Here is a 13,494-nt window from a genome sequence, read left to right on the forward strand (position 1 = left end):
ATATAATACAAATATAATCCTTATTCAACAAAATATATAATAATGCAAATTTATCCTTTAAGACTTTTACCTAATAAAATCGATTTTGATTTTATGAATTTTAAAAAAGTTAGCTACACTTTCTCAATTATTTTATCACTCATTAGCTTTATTTGGATCGGTATATATAAATTTAATTTCGGTATTGATTTTGCCGGCGGTATAGTTATTGAAGTAAGGCTTGATCAAGCTCCTGATTTGCCAAAAATGCGTGGGGTTCTAGGCAAGCTTGGAATAGGTGAAGTGGTCTTACAGAATTTCGGTAGTGAGCATGATTTATCGATTAGATTCGGTAGTAGTAGCGAAGAAAATCTCATGAAAAATATTGAGTTAATTAAAGCATCTTTGCAAAGTAATTTTTCGTATAAGTTTGAATATCGTAAGGTAGATTTTGTCGGTCCGCAAGTCGGTAGGCAGCTAATAGAAGCGGGGGCTATAGCGATGCTATTCTCTTTCTTAGCGATTATGGTTTATATTTGGGTGCGTTTTGAGTGGTATTTCGGTCTTGGTATACTTATCGCCTTAGTGCATGACGTAATACTCGCTCTTGGGTTTATGAGTATGACAAATCTTGATTTTAACTTAAGTACTATTGCTGCAGTGTTAACTATTATAGGTTATTCCGTTAATGATTCGGTAGTAATATATGATAGGATTAGAGAAAATTTACGTAAATATCATAAAAAAAATATCACGGAAATTATAAATTTAAGTATTAATGAGACTTTATCAAGAACTATTTTAACTGTCATTACCACGCTACTTGCCAATTTAGCCCTTATTCTTTTTGGCGGTGAGGCAATCCGTAGTTTTAGCGTACTTGTATTTTTTGGGATAATAGCCGGTACTTATTCCTCAATTTTTATCTCTGCTCCAATACTTACAATGTTTGTTAATAGGAAGTTTAATAAAAAAGTAATAGAAAGGTAAAGAATCGTCATTGCGAGCAGGCATTGTTGCGTGGACCGGCTTCATCGTCATTGCGAGTGGCCGTAGGCTGCGTGGCAATCTCAGGATTTTGGCACGAGATTGCTTCGTCAAAATTTTCAATTTTTCCTCGCAATGACGTTTTTAAGCCATAACGAGAATAGTTTATGCTGAAAGAAGAAGACAAAATTTTTACTAACCTGCATGGGCAGCAAAGCCATGATTTGAAATCTAGCAAGAAGCGAGGCGATTGGGAAAATACTAAAGCTTTGCTTGATAAAGGTAGAGATTTTATCGTTGAAGAGGTTAAGAAATCAGGGCTTAGAGGGCGAGGAGGTGCCGGATTTTCTACCGGTATGAAATGGTCATTTATGCCTAAAAATTCAGAGAAGCCTTGCTATTTAGTAGTAAATGCCGACGAGTCTGAGCCTGGCACTTGTAAGGATCGTGATATATTAAGGTTTGAGCCGCACAAATTAATAGAAGGTTGCTTGCTTGCAAGCTTTGCTATAGGAGCGAATAATTGTTATATCTATATTAGAGGTGAGTTTTATAATGAAGCCTCTAATATTCAGCGTGCCTTAGATGAAGTCTATAAAGAAGGGTTAATAGGAAAAAATGCTTGCGGTTCGGGCTTTGATTGTAATATTTATTTACATCGTGGGGCGGGTGCTTATATTTGTGGCGAAGAAACGGCATTGCTTGAAAGCTTAGAGGGCAAAAAAGGTATGCCTCGTTTAAAGCCGCCTTTTCCTGCCGGCTTTGGGTTATATGGCTGCCCGACTACTATAAATAATGTTGAGTCTATCTCAGTAGTGCCAACCATTTTAAGACGAGGAGCTAGCTGGTTTGCCGGTATAGGTAAACCTAACAATACGGGAACTAAGATTTTCTGCATATCAGGGCATGTTAACAAGCCTTGTAATGTTGAAGAAGCAATGGGAATTTCGTTAAAAGAATTGATTGAGAAATATGCGGGCGGTGTTTGTGGTGGATGGGATAATCTTAAAGCCATAATCCCAGGCGGTTCTTCCGTGCCTTTACTTCCTAAGTCATTATGTGAAGTGGATATGGATTTTGATAGTTTAAGAACCGTAGGTTCCGGACTTGGTACAGGTGGTATTATAGTTATGGATAAATCTACCGATATTATTTATGCAATAGCAAGGCTTAGTAAATTTTACATGCATGAATCTTGTGGGCAATGTACTCCTTGCCGTGAGGGTACGGGTTGGATGTGGCGAGTTATGATGCGGCTAGTTAAAGGTAATGCCAAAAAATCTGAGATAGACGAACTCCTTAACGTTACGAAAGAAATAGAGGGGCATACTATCTGTGCTTTAGGTGATGCGGCAGCTTGGCCGATTCAAGGGCTGATACGCCATTTTAGAAGCGAGATTGAGGCGAGGATAAGGAGTTATAGCGTGGTTTGACTTTATCGTCATTGCGAGGAGATATTGCCCGCGTGGATACTAAGCCGTCATTGCGAGCGACTGAAAGGAGAAAGGAGCGTGGCAATCTCATGAAATAATAACAAACTCCTGAGATTGCTTCGTCAATTACTTTGTAATTTCCTCGCAATGACGATTCCAATTGATAAATAATTAAGAGATTATGCAAACAGATAATACAAAATCAAACACTAATAAAACAGCTAAGCAAGAGTGGGGGTCTTTTGCTTTTGTAATATGTATCGCTTTACTTATTAGAATACTTATTATGGAGCCGTTTACCGTTCCGACCGGGTCTATGAAAGCAACCATACTTGAGAATGACTATATATTTTCTACGAAATATAGTTATGGTTATAGTAATTATTCTTTATCTTTTTTTGATTTTATTCCTCTTTTTAAAGGGCGAATATTTGCTCGTGAACCGGAGCGTGGCGATATTGTAGTTTTTCGTCCGCCTAACGATATGAGTGTCAGATATATAAAGCGTTTAATAGGGCTACCCGGCGATAAAATTCAATTGATTGATGACGTAATATATATTAACGACAAAAAAGTAGAACGCACGGAAGTTGGAACTTATATAAGCGAAGAGGGAATAAAATATTTAAAGTTTAAAGAAACACTGCCAAACGGTAGAACATATTTTTCTTATAAGCTTGCTCCTATTTGTGGCGTTATATATAATGATAAATACAGTAATACGGATGTTTTTTATGTACCTGAAGGGAAATATTTCTTTTTAGGGGATAATAGAGATCAGTCAAATGATAGTAGAGTAAATCTTGGATTTGTACCGTTTGAAAATTTTATTGCTAAAGCACAATTTATTTGGTTCTCAACAAAAATAACTTGGTGGGATAATGATATAGGAGTTATTAATCTAGTACTAAAGTTAAAGCCATGGATTGAATCTGTTAGGTTAAATCGAATTTTCAGAAATCTTTATAACACGGATGCGTAATGGAATCATTTGAGAAGTTAGAAAAGCTACTTAGCTATAGTTTCAAAAATAAAGAGCTTTTAATAGAGGCGTTGAGTCACCCGTCTTTAAGGCAACATCACGAGTACAAGGATGATAAAGATTATGAACGATTAGAATTTCTAGGTGATGCCGTATTAAATTTAGTAATCACAGAAATTTTATTTAGAAATTTTGCAAATTATAATGAGGGGAATTTAGCTAAAATTAGATCATATTTGGTTTGCAAAGAAACAATATGCATGGTTGGAGCTAAACTTACTTTAAAAGATTATATAATTATGACTCATGGCGAAGAAGTAGCAGGCGGGCGTGATAATCTTAATAATATAGAAAATGCCACGGAAGCTTTAATTGCAGCTATATATCTTGATAGCAATATTGAAACAACCCATGATATTATCGCGAAGTTATGGGTAGAATTTATAAAAGTTCAGAATTTAACGGATTATGACCCAAAAACTGCTTTACAAGAATGGGCTCAAGCTAGTGATCACCACCTACCTATATATCGTCTGATAAAAAGAGAAGGAGCTTCCCATTCATCGACTTTTACGGTTCTTGTAAAAGTAAAAGATTATGAACAAACAGGCACTGGTCACGCAATAAAAGAAGCAGAGAAAAACGCAGCACGAAGCTTATTGCATAGACTTAAAAATGACTAATAGACATCTTCCCAAACCAGCTTATAGAGAGGAATTTAAAGGAGACACGGAAGCACTTGCCGCCGCAGCGTACACACTAGTACGCGAGGATGCGAGTACTGGATCGACGTCTAAATTACCTCTAGAAGTGAAGTTTGGGAAGATGTCTAATCAGAAAACGGTATCGGTTTGTATAATCGGGCGACCTAATAGCGGAAAATCAACTTTATTAAACAGAATAATCGGTGAGAAGCTTTCAATCGTTACCCCAAAAGTGCAAACTACTAGGTCAATTATTACCGGTATTATTACCTTAAAAGATACGCAGGTAATTTTATACGATACGCCCGGTATATTTGAGCCGAAAGGGAGCTTAGAGAAAGCAATGGTAAGATGTGCATGGTCTAGTTTGCATAGTGCGGATTTAGTTCTGTTAATTATTGATAGTCTAAAGTCGTTTGATGATATAACGCATAATATTTTAGATAAGCTTCGCTCACTTAATATTGTTCCGATATTTTTATTGAACAAAATAGACATCGAATCAAAATATCTAAATGACATTAAAGCTTTTTTAACAGAAAATCATCCTGATAGCTTGCTTTTTCCTATATCTGCTTTATCAGGCAAAAATATTGATGGATTACTTGAATATATAACAAGTAAGGCCAAAATTTCTCCTTGGCTTTATGCGGAAGACGACATAACGGATTTACCTATGCGTTTTATTGCAGCAGAAATTACAAGAGAGCAGTTATTTTTAAATTTGCAGAAAGAACTCCCTTATAAATTAACCGTACAAACCGAAAAATGGGAAGAGCTTAAAGACAAATCCGTAAAGATTAATCAAGTTATAGTAGTTTCAAGAGAGAGCTATAAAACTATAATACTCGGTAAAAACGGCTCTAAAATCAAAGAAATAGGAGCAAAATCCCGAATGCAAATGGAGAGGTTTTTTGGATTTCCTGTTCATTTATTTTTATTCGTTAAGGTGCGTGAGCTGTGGGAGAATAATCAAGAATTTTATCAGTATATGAAGATATAAAGCTGTCACCCTGTGGCTTGACATAAAAGCCATATAATAATGTAAAAATAACATTAAATAATCATGATAATACTTGGGATTGATCCGGCACTTGGGAGTCTTGGATGGGCAGTAGTGGCAAAGGAGACCGCACAGTTGAAATATTTAGCTAGTGGTATTATTAAAACAAATAGTAAGGATGAAATTCATCATAGACTTGCTTTTATTAATAGTACATTAGAAAAAGTAATATTAGAATATCAACCAAATATGGCAGCGATTGAAGAAACATTTGTTAATACTAATAGCGTGACTTCTTTAAAGCTTGGATATGCTAGAGGGGCGATAATGTCGCTGATCGGTAGATATAATTTGGACATGCGAGAATTTAAGCCAAATACGGTAAAAAAAACCGTAACAGGATATGGGCATGCAGAGAAAGACCAAATTTTGCATATGATAAAGCTTTTGCTGCCTGGCACTTCCTTAATTACCAATTCCGATGAAGCTGACGCCGTAGCGATTGCCTATACCTGCTTAGTTACAAAAAATTATTAAAATGAATCCAATAATAATATTAGTTGCCCCGCAAATGGGTGCGAATATCGGTGCTACTGCAAGAGCAATGAAGAATTTTGGCTTAAATGAGCTTAGAATTGTAGCTCCAAGAGACGGCTGGCCTAATGAGCAAGCACGTAGTAATGCAGTCGGAGCGGTTAATATTATAGATCATGCAAAAATTTTTGATAGCCTAGAGGATAGCATTAAAGACCTCAAATATTTATATGCTACTACTTGCATTAAAAGGGCTATGAATAAAGATTATGTATTTTCACAAAATTTACCTTTAGATTATCCAAATTCTGAAAAAGTCGGGATAATGTTCGGGCGGGAAAATAATGGGCTTAGCAACGAAGAAATCGCATTTGCTAATAAGATTATCACTATTAATACAACCGAATTTAGCTCATTAAACATTGCTCAAGCGGTTATTATTATATGCTATGAGTTGTTTCGTAATTCTACGCCCAGAGAGGATGTACATAACATTCAAAAATTAGCTACTAAAGAAGAAATAGAGCATTTTTTAGTAAATTTATTCGGCAAACTCGATAAAGCCGGATTCTTCAAGGCTCCCGACAAAAAACCTGCTATGCAACAAAATATCACTAATATATTTACACGTATAAATAGTCTCTCTTCCCCTGAAGTCCAAACTCTGCAAGGTATTATTAAATCTTTAAATCAATGATATTTAGTAATTTCTTAAGTTCAGGAACATAATTTCTTATTCGGTTATATATTTCATCGGCAAGCTTTTTATCGTAAGTATGAGATGTCATATTACTATCAGTAAGCATATAAATCCATAAACTCTCATCATTTATAATACCGGCAACAAAAGCTTCCTTTATCACTGCTTTAGGATATTGAAGAACTGTGCCTTTTTGAGAAAAATATTCTTTTAAAAACTTCCAAGCGAGTTCAAAAGTAAACTCAAATCTTTGTATAGTGGCATCAATATAAGCCCTATCTTCTGTTGTCGGTTTTAAATAAATATCTTCAAGCGTCATAAAAGCTTTACGAAATTTTTCAAGTTTAAGGTTTATTTTTGACATATATAATTTTTTTCTCTTTTAATATATTTTTATAAAGTTCAGAGCTTATTTTAGTACTTTCAAACCTTACACAATCTATTTTTAAAAGCGTGTCGGCATTCTCTATAATAGACATAACTTCTAGCCATTCTTGATCTGTAATATTAGGGCAGATAATTGCAATATCAATATCGGAACGCTCATCGTTATCCCCTCTAGCACGAGAGCCAAAAAGCCATATTTCGTTGACAAATGGTAAAGATTTTAGCTTATTAATGAATATGTATGATTGTATATCTTTATCCATATAATTACCAGCTTTTGATTAAAGATTTAATAATTTCAGCTACTCTTTCTGCTTCATTTAAGGGTTTGTAGCTATATTCTTCTAGAGCAATAGCCGACTTATCAAAAATTCTTGCTATCTTCTGTTCTACTAACTGTTTTATAAAAATCTTATGCTTTGAAGAATTAAAGTTTGGTGGGCAGAATATATAAAGAGGCTTGCCGCTTGAAGCTGCTTCGCTGCACATTGAGATTGAGTCGGCCGTAGAGATTATATATTTTGCCTTGGAGAGCATAGCTATATAAGGATTATAGCCTGCATCTTCGTTCGGGTCATAAATAATTGTGGAAGACGGCATATTATTTTTAATAATTGATTTTACAGTGTGTGGTGTACGTCTACTAAAACTAATGAAGAAAGGTATTTTTTGATTAGTATATATTTTATTTAATAATGAAGCAAATAAAACTGCTTCATCTTCATGGAAATTAAATTTTTTATTATTCCCACCGATTATCACTGCAATAAACTGTTTAAGATTAGGATAATGTTTTTGGAGTTCCAAGTTCGCCGCGGCGCACTTTTCGGTTACGTTGTTGATAGCTCCGTTGATGGGGATGATGTTTTTAAAGTCGTCATTGCGAGGAAATACGAAGTATTGACGAAGCAATCTAGTAAAAAAGTCCTGAGATTGCTTCAGCCACTTTGTGGCTTCGCAAGGACGTTGTTGGTCATGATAAGGCAGAATAACGACATCAAATGCATTGTAAGGAAGATTAGGCTGCATTATTTGTATTAACTTGATATCTTTAAATTTCTTTTTTAAATAAAATGCTAGTACTGCCGTTCTTCTTCCAGCGGTAATTATAATACCAGGCGGGGACTTATCCAAAAGATACTGCAATAGCTCACTTTTTATATGAATAGGATAATATTTTAGTAAAAAGTTCGGTAGCTTAGCTAAGCAATTATATTCAAGCTTAATTGTTGTATATTCTTCCGTTAATTTTTCAGCAAGTGCAATAGCCTGATGGGTGTTGCCTGTTCTATAATCTGCCAATACGTGTATTTTCATTGTAAATACTTCTCTAAAGGTAATGTTAATAAGTTTGTTAGAGGTAGTGATTTATCGCAAGCCTCGGCTATTTGCGGTGTGATCGGAATTTGAGTGATTAGTGGTATATTATATTTTTGCGATAAATGTCCGCCGCTATTATTTTTAAGCATATAGCTCATATTCTCAATTATTCCCAAAATAGGTAAATTTAGTTTTTGATATAAATCTATAGAACGTATTACGTCTATTTCTGATATTTTTTGTGGTGTAGTTACGATTATTACGCCGTCTAAATGATAATTTTCTAGTATACTTAAATGAATATCACCTGTCCCCGGCGGCATATCGATAATTAAATAATCTAAATTATCCCATTTTGTTACCGATAATAATTGATAAATAGTCTTACTTGCCATAGGACCACGCCAAATAATTGCCGAGTGGTCTTTAACGACGAAGCCTATAGACATAATTTCGATGCTTTGAGCAAGTACCGGTATTATTCGTCCATCTTTCGTTTTCGGTACTTCGTTAATGCCGAATATGTGCGGAATTGACGGACCGTAAATATCCGCATCTACTACCCCGATTCGGTAATTTTCTAGACTTAACTGCTGAGCAATAAGAGCCGATATTGTAGATTTTCCGACTCCGCCTTTACCTGACGCTACTAAGATAATTTTTTTTACATTTTCTACAAAATGTTTTGGTTTTTGAACTTTTTTCTCCATCGGTTTACTTTCGGTAAAAACAATTGTTATTTTATTTACTTCCGAAATCTCGTTAAGTTTATTAATTGCCTTAAGTCTAATTTCTTCGGCTTCTAACTTGTTTTTACCTGATATATCTATTGAGAAACCGATATTATTACCTTTAATTATAATATCCGATATAACTTCATTTAAAAAAGTACCGTCTTTAAAGGTAATATGCTGAATTTTATCTATAATTTGTCGTTGGTGTAAATTCGCCATAATTAAATTTCCTTTTTAAAGCTGTTGAAGCTCGTAACTTGACGTTATATACTATAATATATATAATTATCTCATCTTTAAAATAATATAAAACAACAAAGCAAATGCTTAATAAAAAATATATCTCAATTTTAAAAAAATCTCCATGGAAAGATTTTGATTCTGATAAAGAAGATAACATATTCACAAGACCGCGTAAAAATCAATTTAATTTTGATCAATTTCAATTCCCGTTTAATTTCAATGCTAAAACAATAATTTTAGCTGTTGTCGCAGTGGTTGCTTTATGGCTCGCTTCGGGTATTTATGAAATAAAAGAAGGCGAAGAAGCAGCGGTAATAAGATTTGGGCGTTTTGTGCGTAAGGGCTACCCCGGGCTTAATTATCATTTACCGGCGCCTTTTGAAAAGATAATAGTTGAGAAAGTTAAACAATCACGCCGGATTGAGATTGGTTATCGTACAAATAGCTCTCTGCGTAGCGGTGGCGATAATACTAAAAATATTGCCGGTGAAAGTATAATGCTCACCGGTGATGAAAATATCGTTGCTTTAAATTGTGACGTAATGTGGCATATTAATAATCTTGAAGATTTTATTTTTAACGTACAAAGACCTGCAGAAACAGTAAAAGCAACAGTCGAGAGTGCTGTTAGGGAAGTCATAGGCAATACTCCTATTTCTTGGGTATTATCCGATCAAAAGCAGGAGATTACTTATAAAATAGAGAAATTAGCACAGAAGATATTGGATAGTTATAATGCTGGCGTTATGATTGAGAAAGTACAATTATTAAAAGCCGAGCCGCCTGCCGAAGTAATAGACGCTTATAGAGACGTGCAAACTTCAAAAGCAGATAAAGAAAAAGAAATAAATCAAGCTCAAGCCTATAATAATAAGATTTTGCCGGAAGCTAGAGGAGCGGCTGCAAAGATTATACAAGAAGCAGAAGGTTATAGAGAAGAAGTTATATCGAAAGCAGAAGGTGATAGCCAAAGATTTAATGCTATTTATAAACAATATGCTACAGGTAGGCAAGTAACTAGAGATAGATTATATTTAGAAGTAGTCGAAGAGATATTAGGCGGTTCAAATAAAACGATTATTAATAATGCACTACTGCCGCACATGGCTATTAAACCATAGAGGTGCTGTGTCATTCCCGCTTGCGCGGGAATGATCACGCTATACACTAATGACATCTAAACAACAAGGAATATTAAATGCAACAAAAGATTTATTATATAATTTTTACAATTGTTTTTGGGCTGATACTGATTTCTAGCTCCTTATTTTCAGTTGACCAACGCCAATCTGCAGTAGTATTCCAGTTTGGTGAGGCAGTTAGAACTATAGAAAATCCAGGACTGAATATTAAAATCCCGTTTATTCAAAATGTTGAATTTTTTGATAAGCGTCTTTTAGATGTTGAGGTTGAGGCAAAAGAATTAACGGCTGCTGACGGTAAACGAGTTATTGTTGATGCCTATGCCAAATTCCAAATTAATAATCCCGTAATGTTTTATAAAACGGTACATGATTATCAAGGTGTGAAAATTAGGCTGACCCGTAATCTTGAATCGTCAATGCGTAAGGTGATAGGTAAAATCTCGCTAAGTAGCCTTTTAAGTCAGGAACGTAGTAACGTAATGTTAAATATCTTAAATCAAGTGGACGGTGAAGCTAAAAGCTTCGGTATTGATGTTGTAGATGTTAGAATTTTAAGAGCAGACTTACCACAAGAAAATAGTGCGGCTATTTATCGTCGTATGCAAACGGCACGTGAAAAAGAGGCAACCCAAATTAGAGCGGAAGGACAAGAAGAAAGCGTGCGTATTCGTTCAAAAGCAGATAAAGAAAGCAAAATAATACTTGCTAAAGCTTATCGAGATGCACAAATTATTAAAGGTGACGGCGATGAGAAAGCGGCAAAAATATATAATTCTGCTTATTCAGTCGACCCGGAATTTTATAAATTTTATAGATCACTTTTAGTATATAAAAATTCTTTAAAGAAAGAGGATACTAATTTTGTAATTTCACCGGATGCTGAAGTTTTAAAATATCTAAATCTAACTAAGTAGTACACTAGTCTATCTACTTTTTATTTACTTGGAGTATATGGTTAATCTGAAAATAGTTCTTGTTATAATAGTTTTAATATCAAGTAACGTTGTTCTAGCAAAAGAAAATAGTAAGTCTTTAAAAGTAGCAGATCAAGAAGAGAATGAATTTACGGAAATAAATTCTGCTACTTTTAAAGTAAGTGAAGCCGCCCGTTATAGCTTTGCCGATATAGTTGAACCGTTAATTCCTGCAGTCGTTAATATTTCAACAATAGAATATGTTAATAGTAAATCGGAAAATGCCGAGAAAGATCCTCTACAAGAAAAAGTTAATGATTTTTTAGAAAAGCTTAATATACCGCTGAATTTGGAAGAGGTCGATCAAACTCCGAAAAGTGTGCCGCTTGGTTCAGGATTTATTATTGAACCTAACGGCTTAATAGTGACAAACTATCATGTAATTGCAAATGTTGATAAAATTAATATAAAACTTGCAGATAATACTGAATTATCGGCTAAATTAATAGGTAACGATACTAAAACCGATTTAGCTCTCTTAAAAATAGATAGTGAGGAACCTCTACCTTTTGTTGAGTTTGGAGATTCAAATGATGCAAGAGTAGGAGATTGGGTTATTGCGATCGGTAATCCGTTCGGTAATCTAGGCGGTACGGTGACAAGCGGTATTATTTCTTCTAAAGGGCGGGATATCGATATAGATACGGACAATATAGTCGATAATTTTATTCAAACGGATGCTGCAATTAATAACGGTAATTCCGGTGGTCCTATGTTTAATTTGGATCGGAAAGTAATCGGCGTAAATACGGCAATTTTTTCACCGCTCGGTACTAATATAGGTATCGGTTTTGCAATACCGTCAAATACTGCAAAGCCTATAATCGAACGTCTTAAGAAAGATGGAAAAGTAAGTAGAGGACGCCTTGGAGTAACAATACAAGATTTAACCGAGGAAATTTCTGAAGGGCTAGGACTTAAAGATACTAGGGGGGTATTAGTAGCTAAAGTACAAGAAGACGGTCCAGGTGATAAAGCGGGAATTAAAACAGGTGATATAATAATAGAGTTTGCAGATATACCGGTTAAAAATACTAAAAAATTACGTGTAATTATTGCAGATGCTCCTATTGATCAGGAAGTAAAAATAAAAATACTTCGTGATAAAAAGGAGCTTGAATTACCTATTAAAATTACTTTGGATAATGAAGAGGTTACCAAAGATTCTACAGAAGAGACCAATAAGAAAGAAATGACAAATAAAGAAGAAAATAATTTATCTATTACTAAAAATAATATTACTTTTGGTAATTTGACTGAAGAACTAAGACAAAAATATACCATTCCTCAAGATAAAATGGGAATAGTTATAATCAATATTGATGAAGAAGAAAGTAGCTTCAAAATTGGCGATCTGATAACCAATATTAATCAAGAAAGCATAGACGATATAAGTAAGCTAGAAGAATTATATGAAAATGCTAAAAAATCAGATAAGCAAAATATTTTGCTCCTGATTGAAAGGGGTAGTAGTAATATGTTCGTACCATTGCAGGTTATGTAAGCTATAGTTTTCTATGTCATTCCCGCGAAGGCGGGAATGACATAGAATGTAAAAATAATACCTAAATAATTTATGAATGAAAAAATAGCAATTTTAAGTGCATATAGTTTTGTTAATATAGAAGAACCGGCGAATTTGATACCGAAACTTTTGCTTATCGGTAAAAGAAAATATGTTAAAGGTACTATTTTATTAGCTAATGAAGGCTTTAACGGTTCTTTTTCAGGTTCATATGAAAATGTAAATCTTGTACTTGAAGAATTGATAAAACTGATCGGTCCCAGAGATGTTAACGTTAAAATAAATTATAGTGATGTTCATCCTTTTCAGAAATTGAAAGTCAGACTTAAGAAAGAGATCGTAGCAATGAACGTTGATGATTTAAATGTTGATTTGTTTAAAGGTGAATATATAGAGCCGAAAGATTGGGATGAATTTATCACAAAACAAGATGTTATAGTAATAGATACTCGAAATGATTATGAAGTAGAGGTCGGTACATTTAAATCAGCAATTAATCCTAATACCAAAACATTTAAACAATTTCCTACTTGGGTTCAGCAGAATCAAGAATTGCTCAAAGGTAAGAAAATTGCTATGGTTTGTACAGGTGGTATCAGGTGTGAAAAATCCACCAGCTTACTTAAAAGCATAGGTTATGATGAGGTATATCATTTAAAGGGTGGAATACTGCAATATCTAGAAGATACACAAAACAAGAACAATTTATGGCAAGGTGAATGTTTTGTCTTCGATGATAGGAGAGCAGTGACAGATGATTTATCGCCCGTAGAAAGACATTGGTTGCAGAGATAGATGTCGTTGACCGATTGAAACGTGTAGTATGTCATTCCCGCGGAAGCAG

General features: G+C 34.4%; 15 protein-coding genes. 11 read left to right on the forward strand and 4 right to left on the reverse strand.

Features of this window, described 5'->3' with window-relative positions:
- Positions 1-42 precede the first annotated feature (42 nt).
- The 7 genes from secF (at position 43) to MCI_RS04825 (ending at position 6,319) form a co-directional block, all read left to right on the forward strand.
- Positions 43-969 (forward strand): protein translocase subunit SecF, encoded by a 927-nt coding sequence (gene secF, locus MCI_RS04795; protein ID WP_014409886.1) that lies wholly within the window; start codon positions 43-45, stop codon positions 967-969.
- Positions 970-1,133: 164 nt separating this feature from the next.
- Positions 1,134-2,399: an NADH-quinone oxidoreductase subunit NuoF gene (gene nuoF / locus MCI_RS04800; RefSeq protein WP_014409887.1), complete on the forward strand. Its 1,266-nt coding sequence runs from the start codon at positions 1,134-1,136 to the stop codon at positions 2,397-2,399.
- Positions 2,400-2,580: 181 nt separating this feature from the next.
- Positions 2,581-3,381 (forward strand): signal peptidase I, encoded by an 801-nt coding sequence (gene lepB, locus MCI_RS04805; protein WP_014409888.1) that lies wholly within the window; start codon positions 2,581-2,583, stop codon positions 3,379-3,381.
- Positions 3,381-4,064 (forward strand): ribonuclease III, encoded by a 684-nt coding sequence (rnc, locus tag MCI_RS04810; RefSeq protein ID WP_014409889.1) that lies wholly within the window; start codon positions 3,381-3,383, stop codon positions 4,062-4,064. Before lepB ends, rnc begins: the two co-directional genes overlap by 1 nt.
- Positions 4,057-5,088, forward strand: coding sequence for a GTPase Era (era, locus tag MCI_RS04815; RefSeq protein WP_014409890.1), 1,032 nt, complete (start codon positions 4,057-4,059; stop codon positions 5,086-5,088). Before rnc ends, era begins: the two co-directional genes overlap by 8 nt.
- 63 nt (positions 5,089-5,151) lie before the next feature.
- Positions 5,152-5,625, forward strand: a complete 474-nt coding sequence (ruvC, locus tag MCI_RS04820) for a crossover junction endodeoxyribonuclease RuvC (RefSeq protein ID WP_014409891.1) — start codon at positions 5,152-5,154, stop codon at positions 5,623-5,625.
- Position 5,626: 1 nt separating this feature from the next.
- The gene (locus MCI_RS04825; protein WP_014409892.1) at positions 5,627-6,319 is read left to right on the forward strand and encodes an RNA methyltransferase; all 693 of its coding nucleotides are present in this window, start codon (positions 5,627-5,629) and stop codon (positions 6,317-6,319) included.
- Here the strand turns inward: MCI_RS04825 and MCI_RS04830 are convergent.
- The 4 genes from MCI_RS04830 to MCI_RS04845 are packed head-to-tail and all read right to left on the reverse strand — an operon-like array spanning position 6,300 to position 8,982.
- The gene (locus MCI_RS04830; RefSeq protein ID WP_014409893.1) at positions 6,300-6,686 is read right to left on the reverse strand and encodes a nucleotidyltransferase substrate binding protein; all 387 of its coding nucleotides are present in this window, start codon (positions 6,684-6,686) and stop codon (positions 6,300-6,302) included. The two genes, MCI_RS04825 and MCI_RS04830, sit on opposite strands and share 20 nt — an antisense overlap.
- Positions 6,667-6,972, reverse strand: a complete 306-nt coding sequence (locus MCI_RS04835) for a nucleotidyltransferase domain-containing protein (RefSeq protein ID WP_014408212.1) — start codon at positions 6,970-6,972, stop codon at positions 6,667-6,669. Before MCI_RS04835 ends, MCI_RS04830 begins: the two co-directional genes overlap by 20 nt.
- A gap of 4 nt (positions 6,973-6,976) precedes the next feature.
- Positions 6,977-8,026 carry a mitochondrial fission ELM1 family protein gene (locus MCI_RS04840; RefSeq protein ID WP_014409894.1) on the reverse strand — a complete coding sequence of 350 codons (1,050 nt, stop codon included), beginning with the start codon at positions 8,024-8,026 and terminating at the stop codon, positions 6,977-6,979.
- On the reverse strand, positions 8,023-8,982 hold the full coding sequence (locus MCI_RS04845; protein ID WP_014409895.1) for an Mrp/NBP35 family ATP-binding protein: 960 nt from the start codon (positions 8,980-8,982) through the stop codon (positions 8,023-8,025). The genes MCI_RS04840 and MCI_RS04845 overlap by 4 nt, the downstream gene beginning before the upstream one ends.
- A 104-nt stretch (positions 8,983-9,086) precedes the next feature.
- Between MCI_RS04845 and hflK the strand changes: the two genes are divergently transcribed.
- The 4 genes from hflK to MCI_RS04865 all read left to right on the forward strand — a co-directional run bounded on the left by hflK (position 9,087) and on the right by MCI_RS04865 (position 13,445).
- Positions 9,087-10,127 (forward strand): FtsH protease activity modulator HflK, encoded by a 1,041-nt coding sequence (hflK, locus tag MCI_RS04850; RefSeq protein ID WP_014409896.1) that lies wholly within the window; start codon positions 9,087-9,089, stop codon positions 10,125-10,127.
- 77 nt (positions 10,128-10,204) lie between these two features.
- The gene (hflC, locus tag MCI_RS04855) at positions 10,205-11,065 is read left to right on the forward strand and encodes a protease modulator HflC (protein ID WP_014409897.1); all 861 of its coding nucleotides are present in this window, start codon (positions 10,205-10,207) and stop codon (positions 11,063-11,065) included.
- A 37-nt stretch (positions 11,066-11,102) separates the two neighbouring features.
- The gene (locus MCI_RS04860; protein ID WP_014409898.1) at positions 11,103-12,629 is read left to right on the forward strand and encodes a Do family serine endopeptidase; all 1,527 of its coding nucleotides are present in this window, start codon (positions 11,103-11,105) and stop codon (positions 12,627-12,629) included.
- Between the two features lie 72 nt (positions 12,630-12,701).
- Positions 12,702-13,445 carry a rhodanese domain-containing protein gene (locus MCI_RS04865; protein ID WP_014409899.1) on the forward strand — a complete coding sequence of 248 codons (744 nt, stop codon included), beginning with the start codon at positions 12,702-12,704 and terminating at the stop codon, positions 13,443-13,445.
- Positions 13,446-13,494 lie beyond the last annotated feature (49 nt).

The sequence above is a fragment of the Rickettsia montanensis str. OSU 85-930 genome, from assembly GCF_000284175.1.
Classification (GTDB): Bacteria; Pseudomonadota; Alphaproteobacteria; order Rickettsiales; family Rickettsiaceae; genus Rickettsia; species Rickettsia rickettsii.

Coding starts and splice junctions, on each gene's coding strand:
- MCI_RS04860 (WP_014409898.1), top strand. CDS start 11,103: ATGGTTAATCTGAAAATAGTTCTTGTTATAATAGTTTTAATATCAAGT.
- MCI_RS04835 (WP_014408212.1), bottom strand. CDS start 6,972: ATGGATAAAGATATACAATCATACATATTCATTAATAAGCTAAAATCT.
- nuoF (WP_014409887.1), top strand. CDS start 1,134: ATGCTGAAAGAAGAAGACAAAATTTTTACTAACCTGCATGGGCAGCAA.
- lepB (WP_014409888.1), top strand. CDS start 2,581: ATGCAAACAGATAATACAAAATCAAACACTAATAAAACAGCTAAGCAA.
- MCI_RS04830 (WP_014409893.1), bottom strand. CDS start 6,686: ATGTCAAAAATAAACCTTAAACTTGAAAAATTTCGTAAAGCTTTTATG.
- secF (WP_014409886.1), top strand. CDS start 43: ATGCAAATTTATCCTTTAAGACTTTTACCTAATAAAATCGATTTTGAT.
- rnc (WP_014409889.1), top strand. CDS start 3,381: ATGGAATCATTTGAGAAGTTAGAAAAGCTACTTAGCTATAGTTTCAAA.
- MCI_RS04825 (WP_014409892.1), top strand. CDS start 5,627: ATGAATCCAATAATAATATTAGTTGCCCCGCAAATGGGTGCGAATATC.
- hflK (WP_014409896.1), top strand. CDS start 9,087: ATGCTTAATAAAAAATATATCTCAATTTTAAAAAAATCTCCATGGAAA.
- ruvC (WP_014409891.1), top strand. CDS start 5,152: ATGATAATACTTGGGATTGATCCGGCACTTGGGAGTCTTGGATGGGCA.
- hflC (WP_014409897.1), top strand. CDS start 10,205: ATGCAACAAAAGATTTATTATATAATTTTTACAATTGTTTTTGGGCTG.
- era (WP_014409890.1), top strand. CDS start 4,057: ATGACTAATAGACATCTTCCCAAACCAGCTTATAGAGAGGAATTTAAA.
- MCI_RS04845 (WP_014409895.1), bottom strand. CDS start 8,982: ATGGCGAATTTACACCAACGACAAATTATAGATAAAATTCAGCATATT.
- MCI_RS04865 (WP_014409899.1), top strand. CDS start 12,702: ATGAATGAAAAAATAGCAATTTTAAGTGCATATAGTTTTGTTAATATA.
- MCI_RS04840 (WP_014409894.1), bottom strand. CDS start 8,026: ATGAAAATACACGTATTGGCAGATTATAGAACAGGCAACACCCATCAG.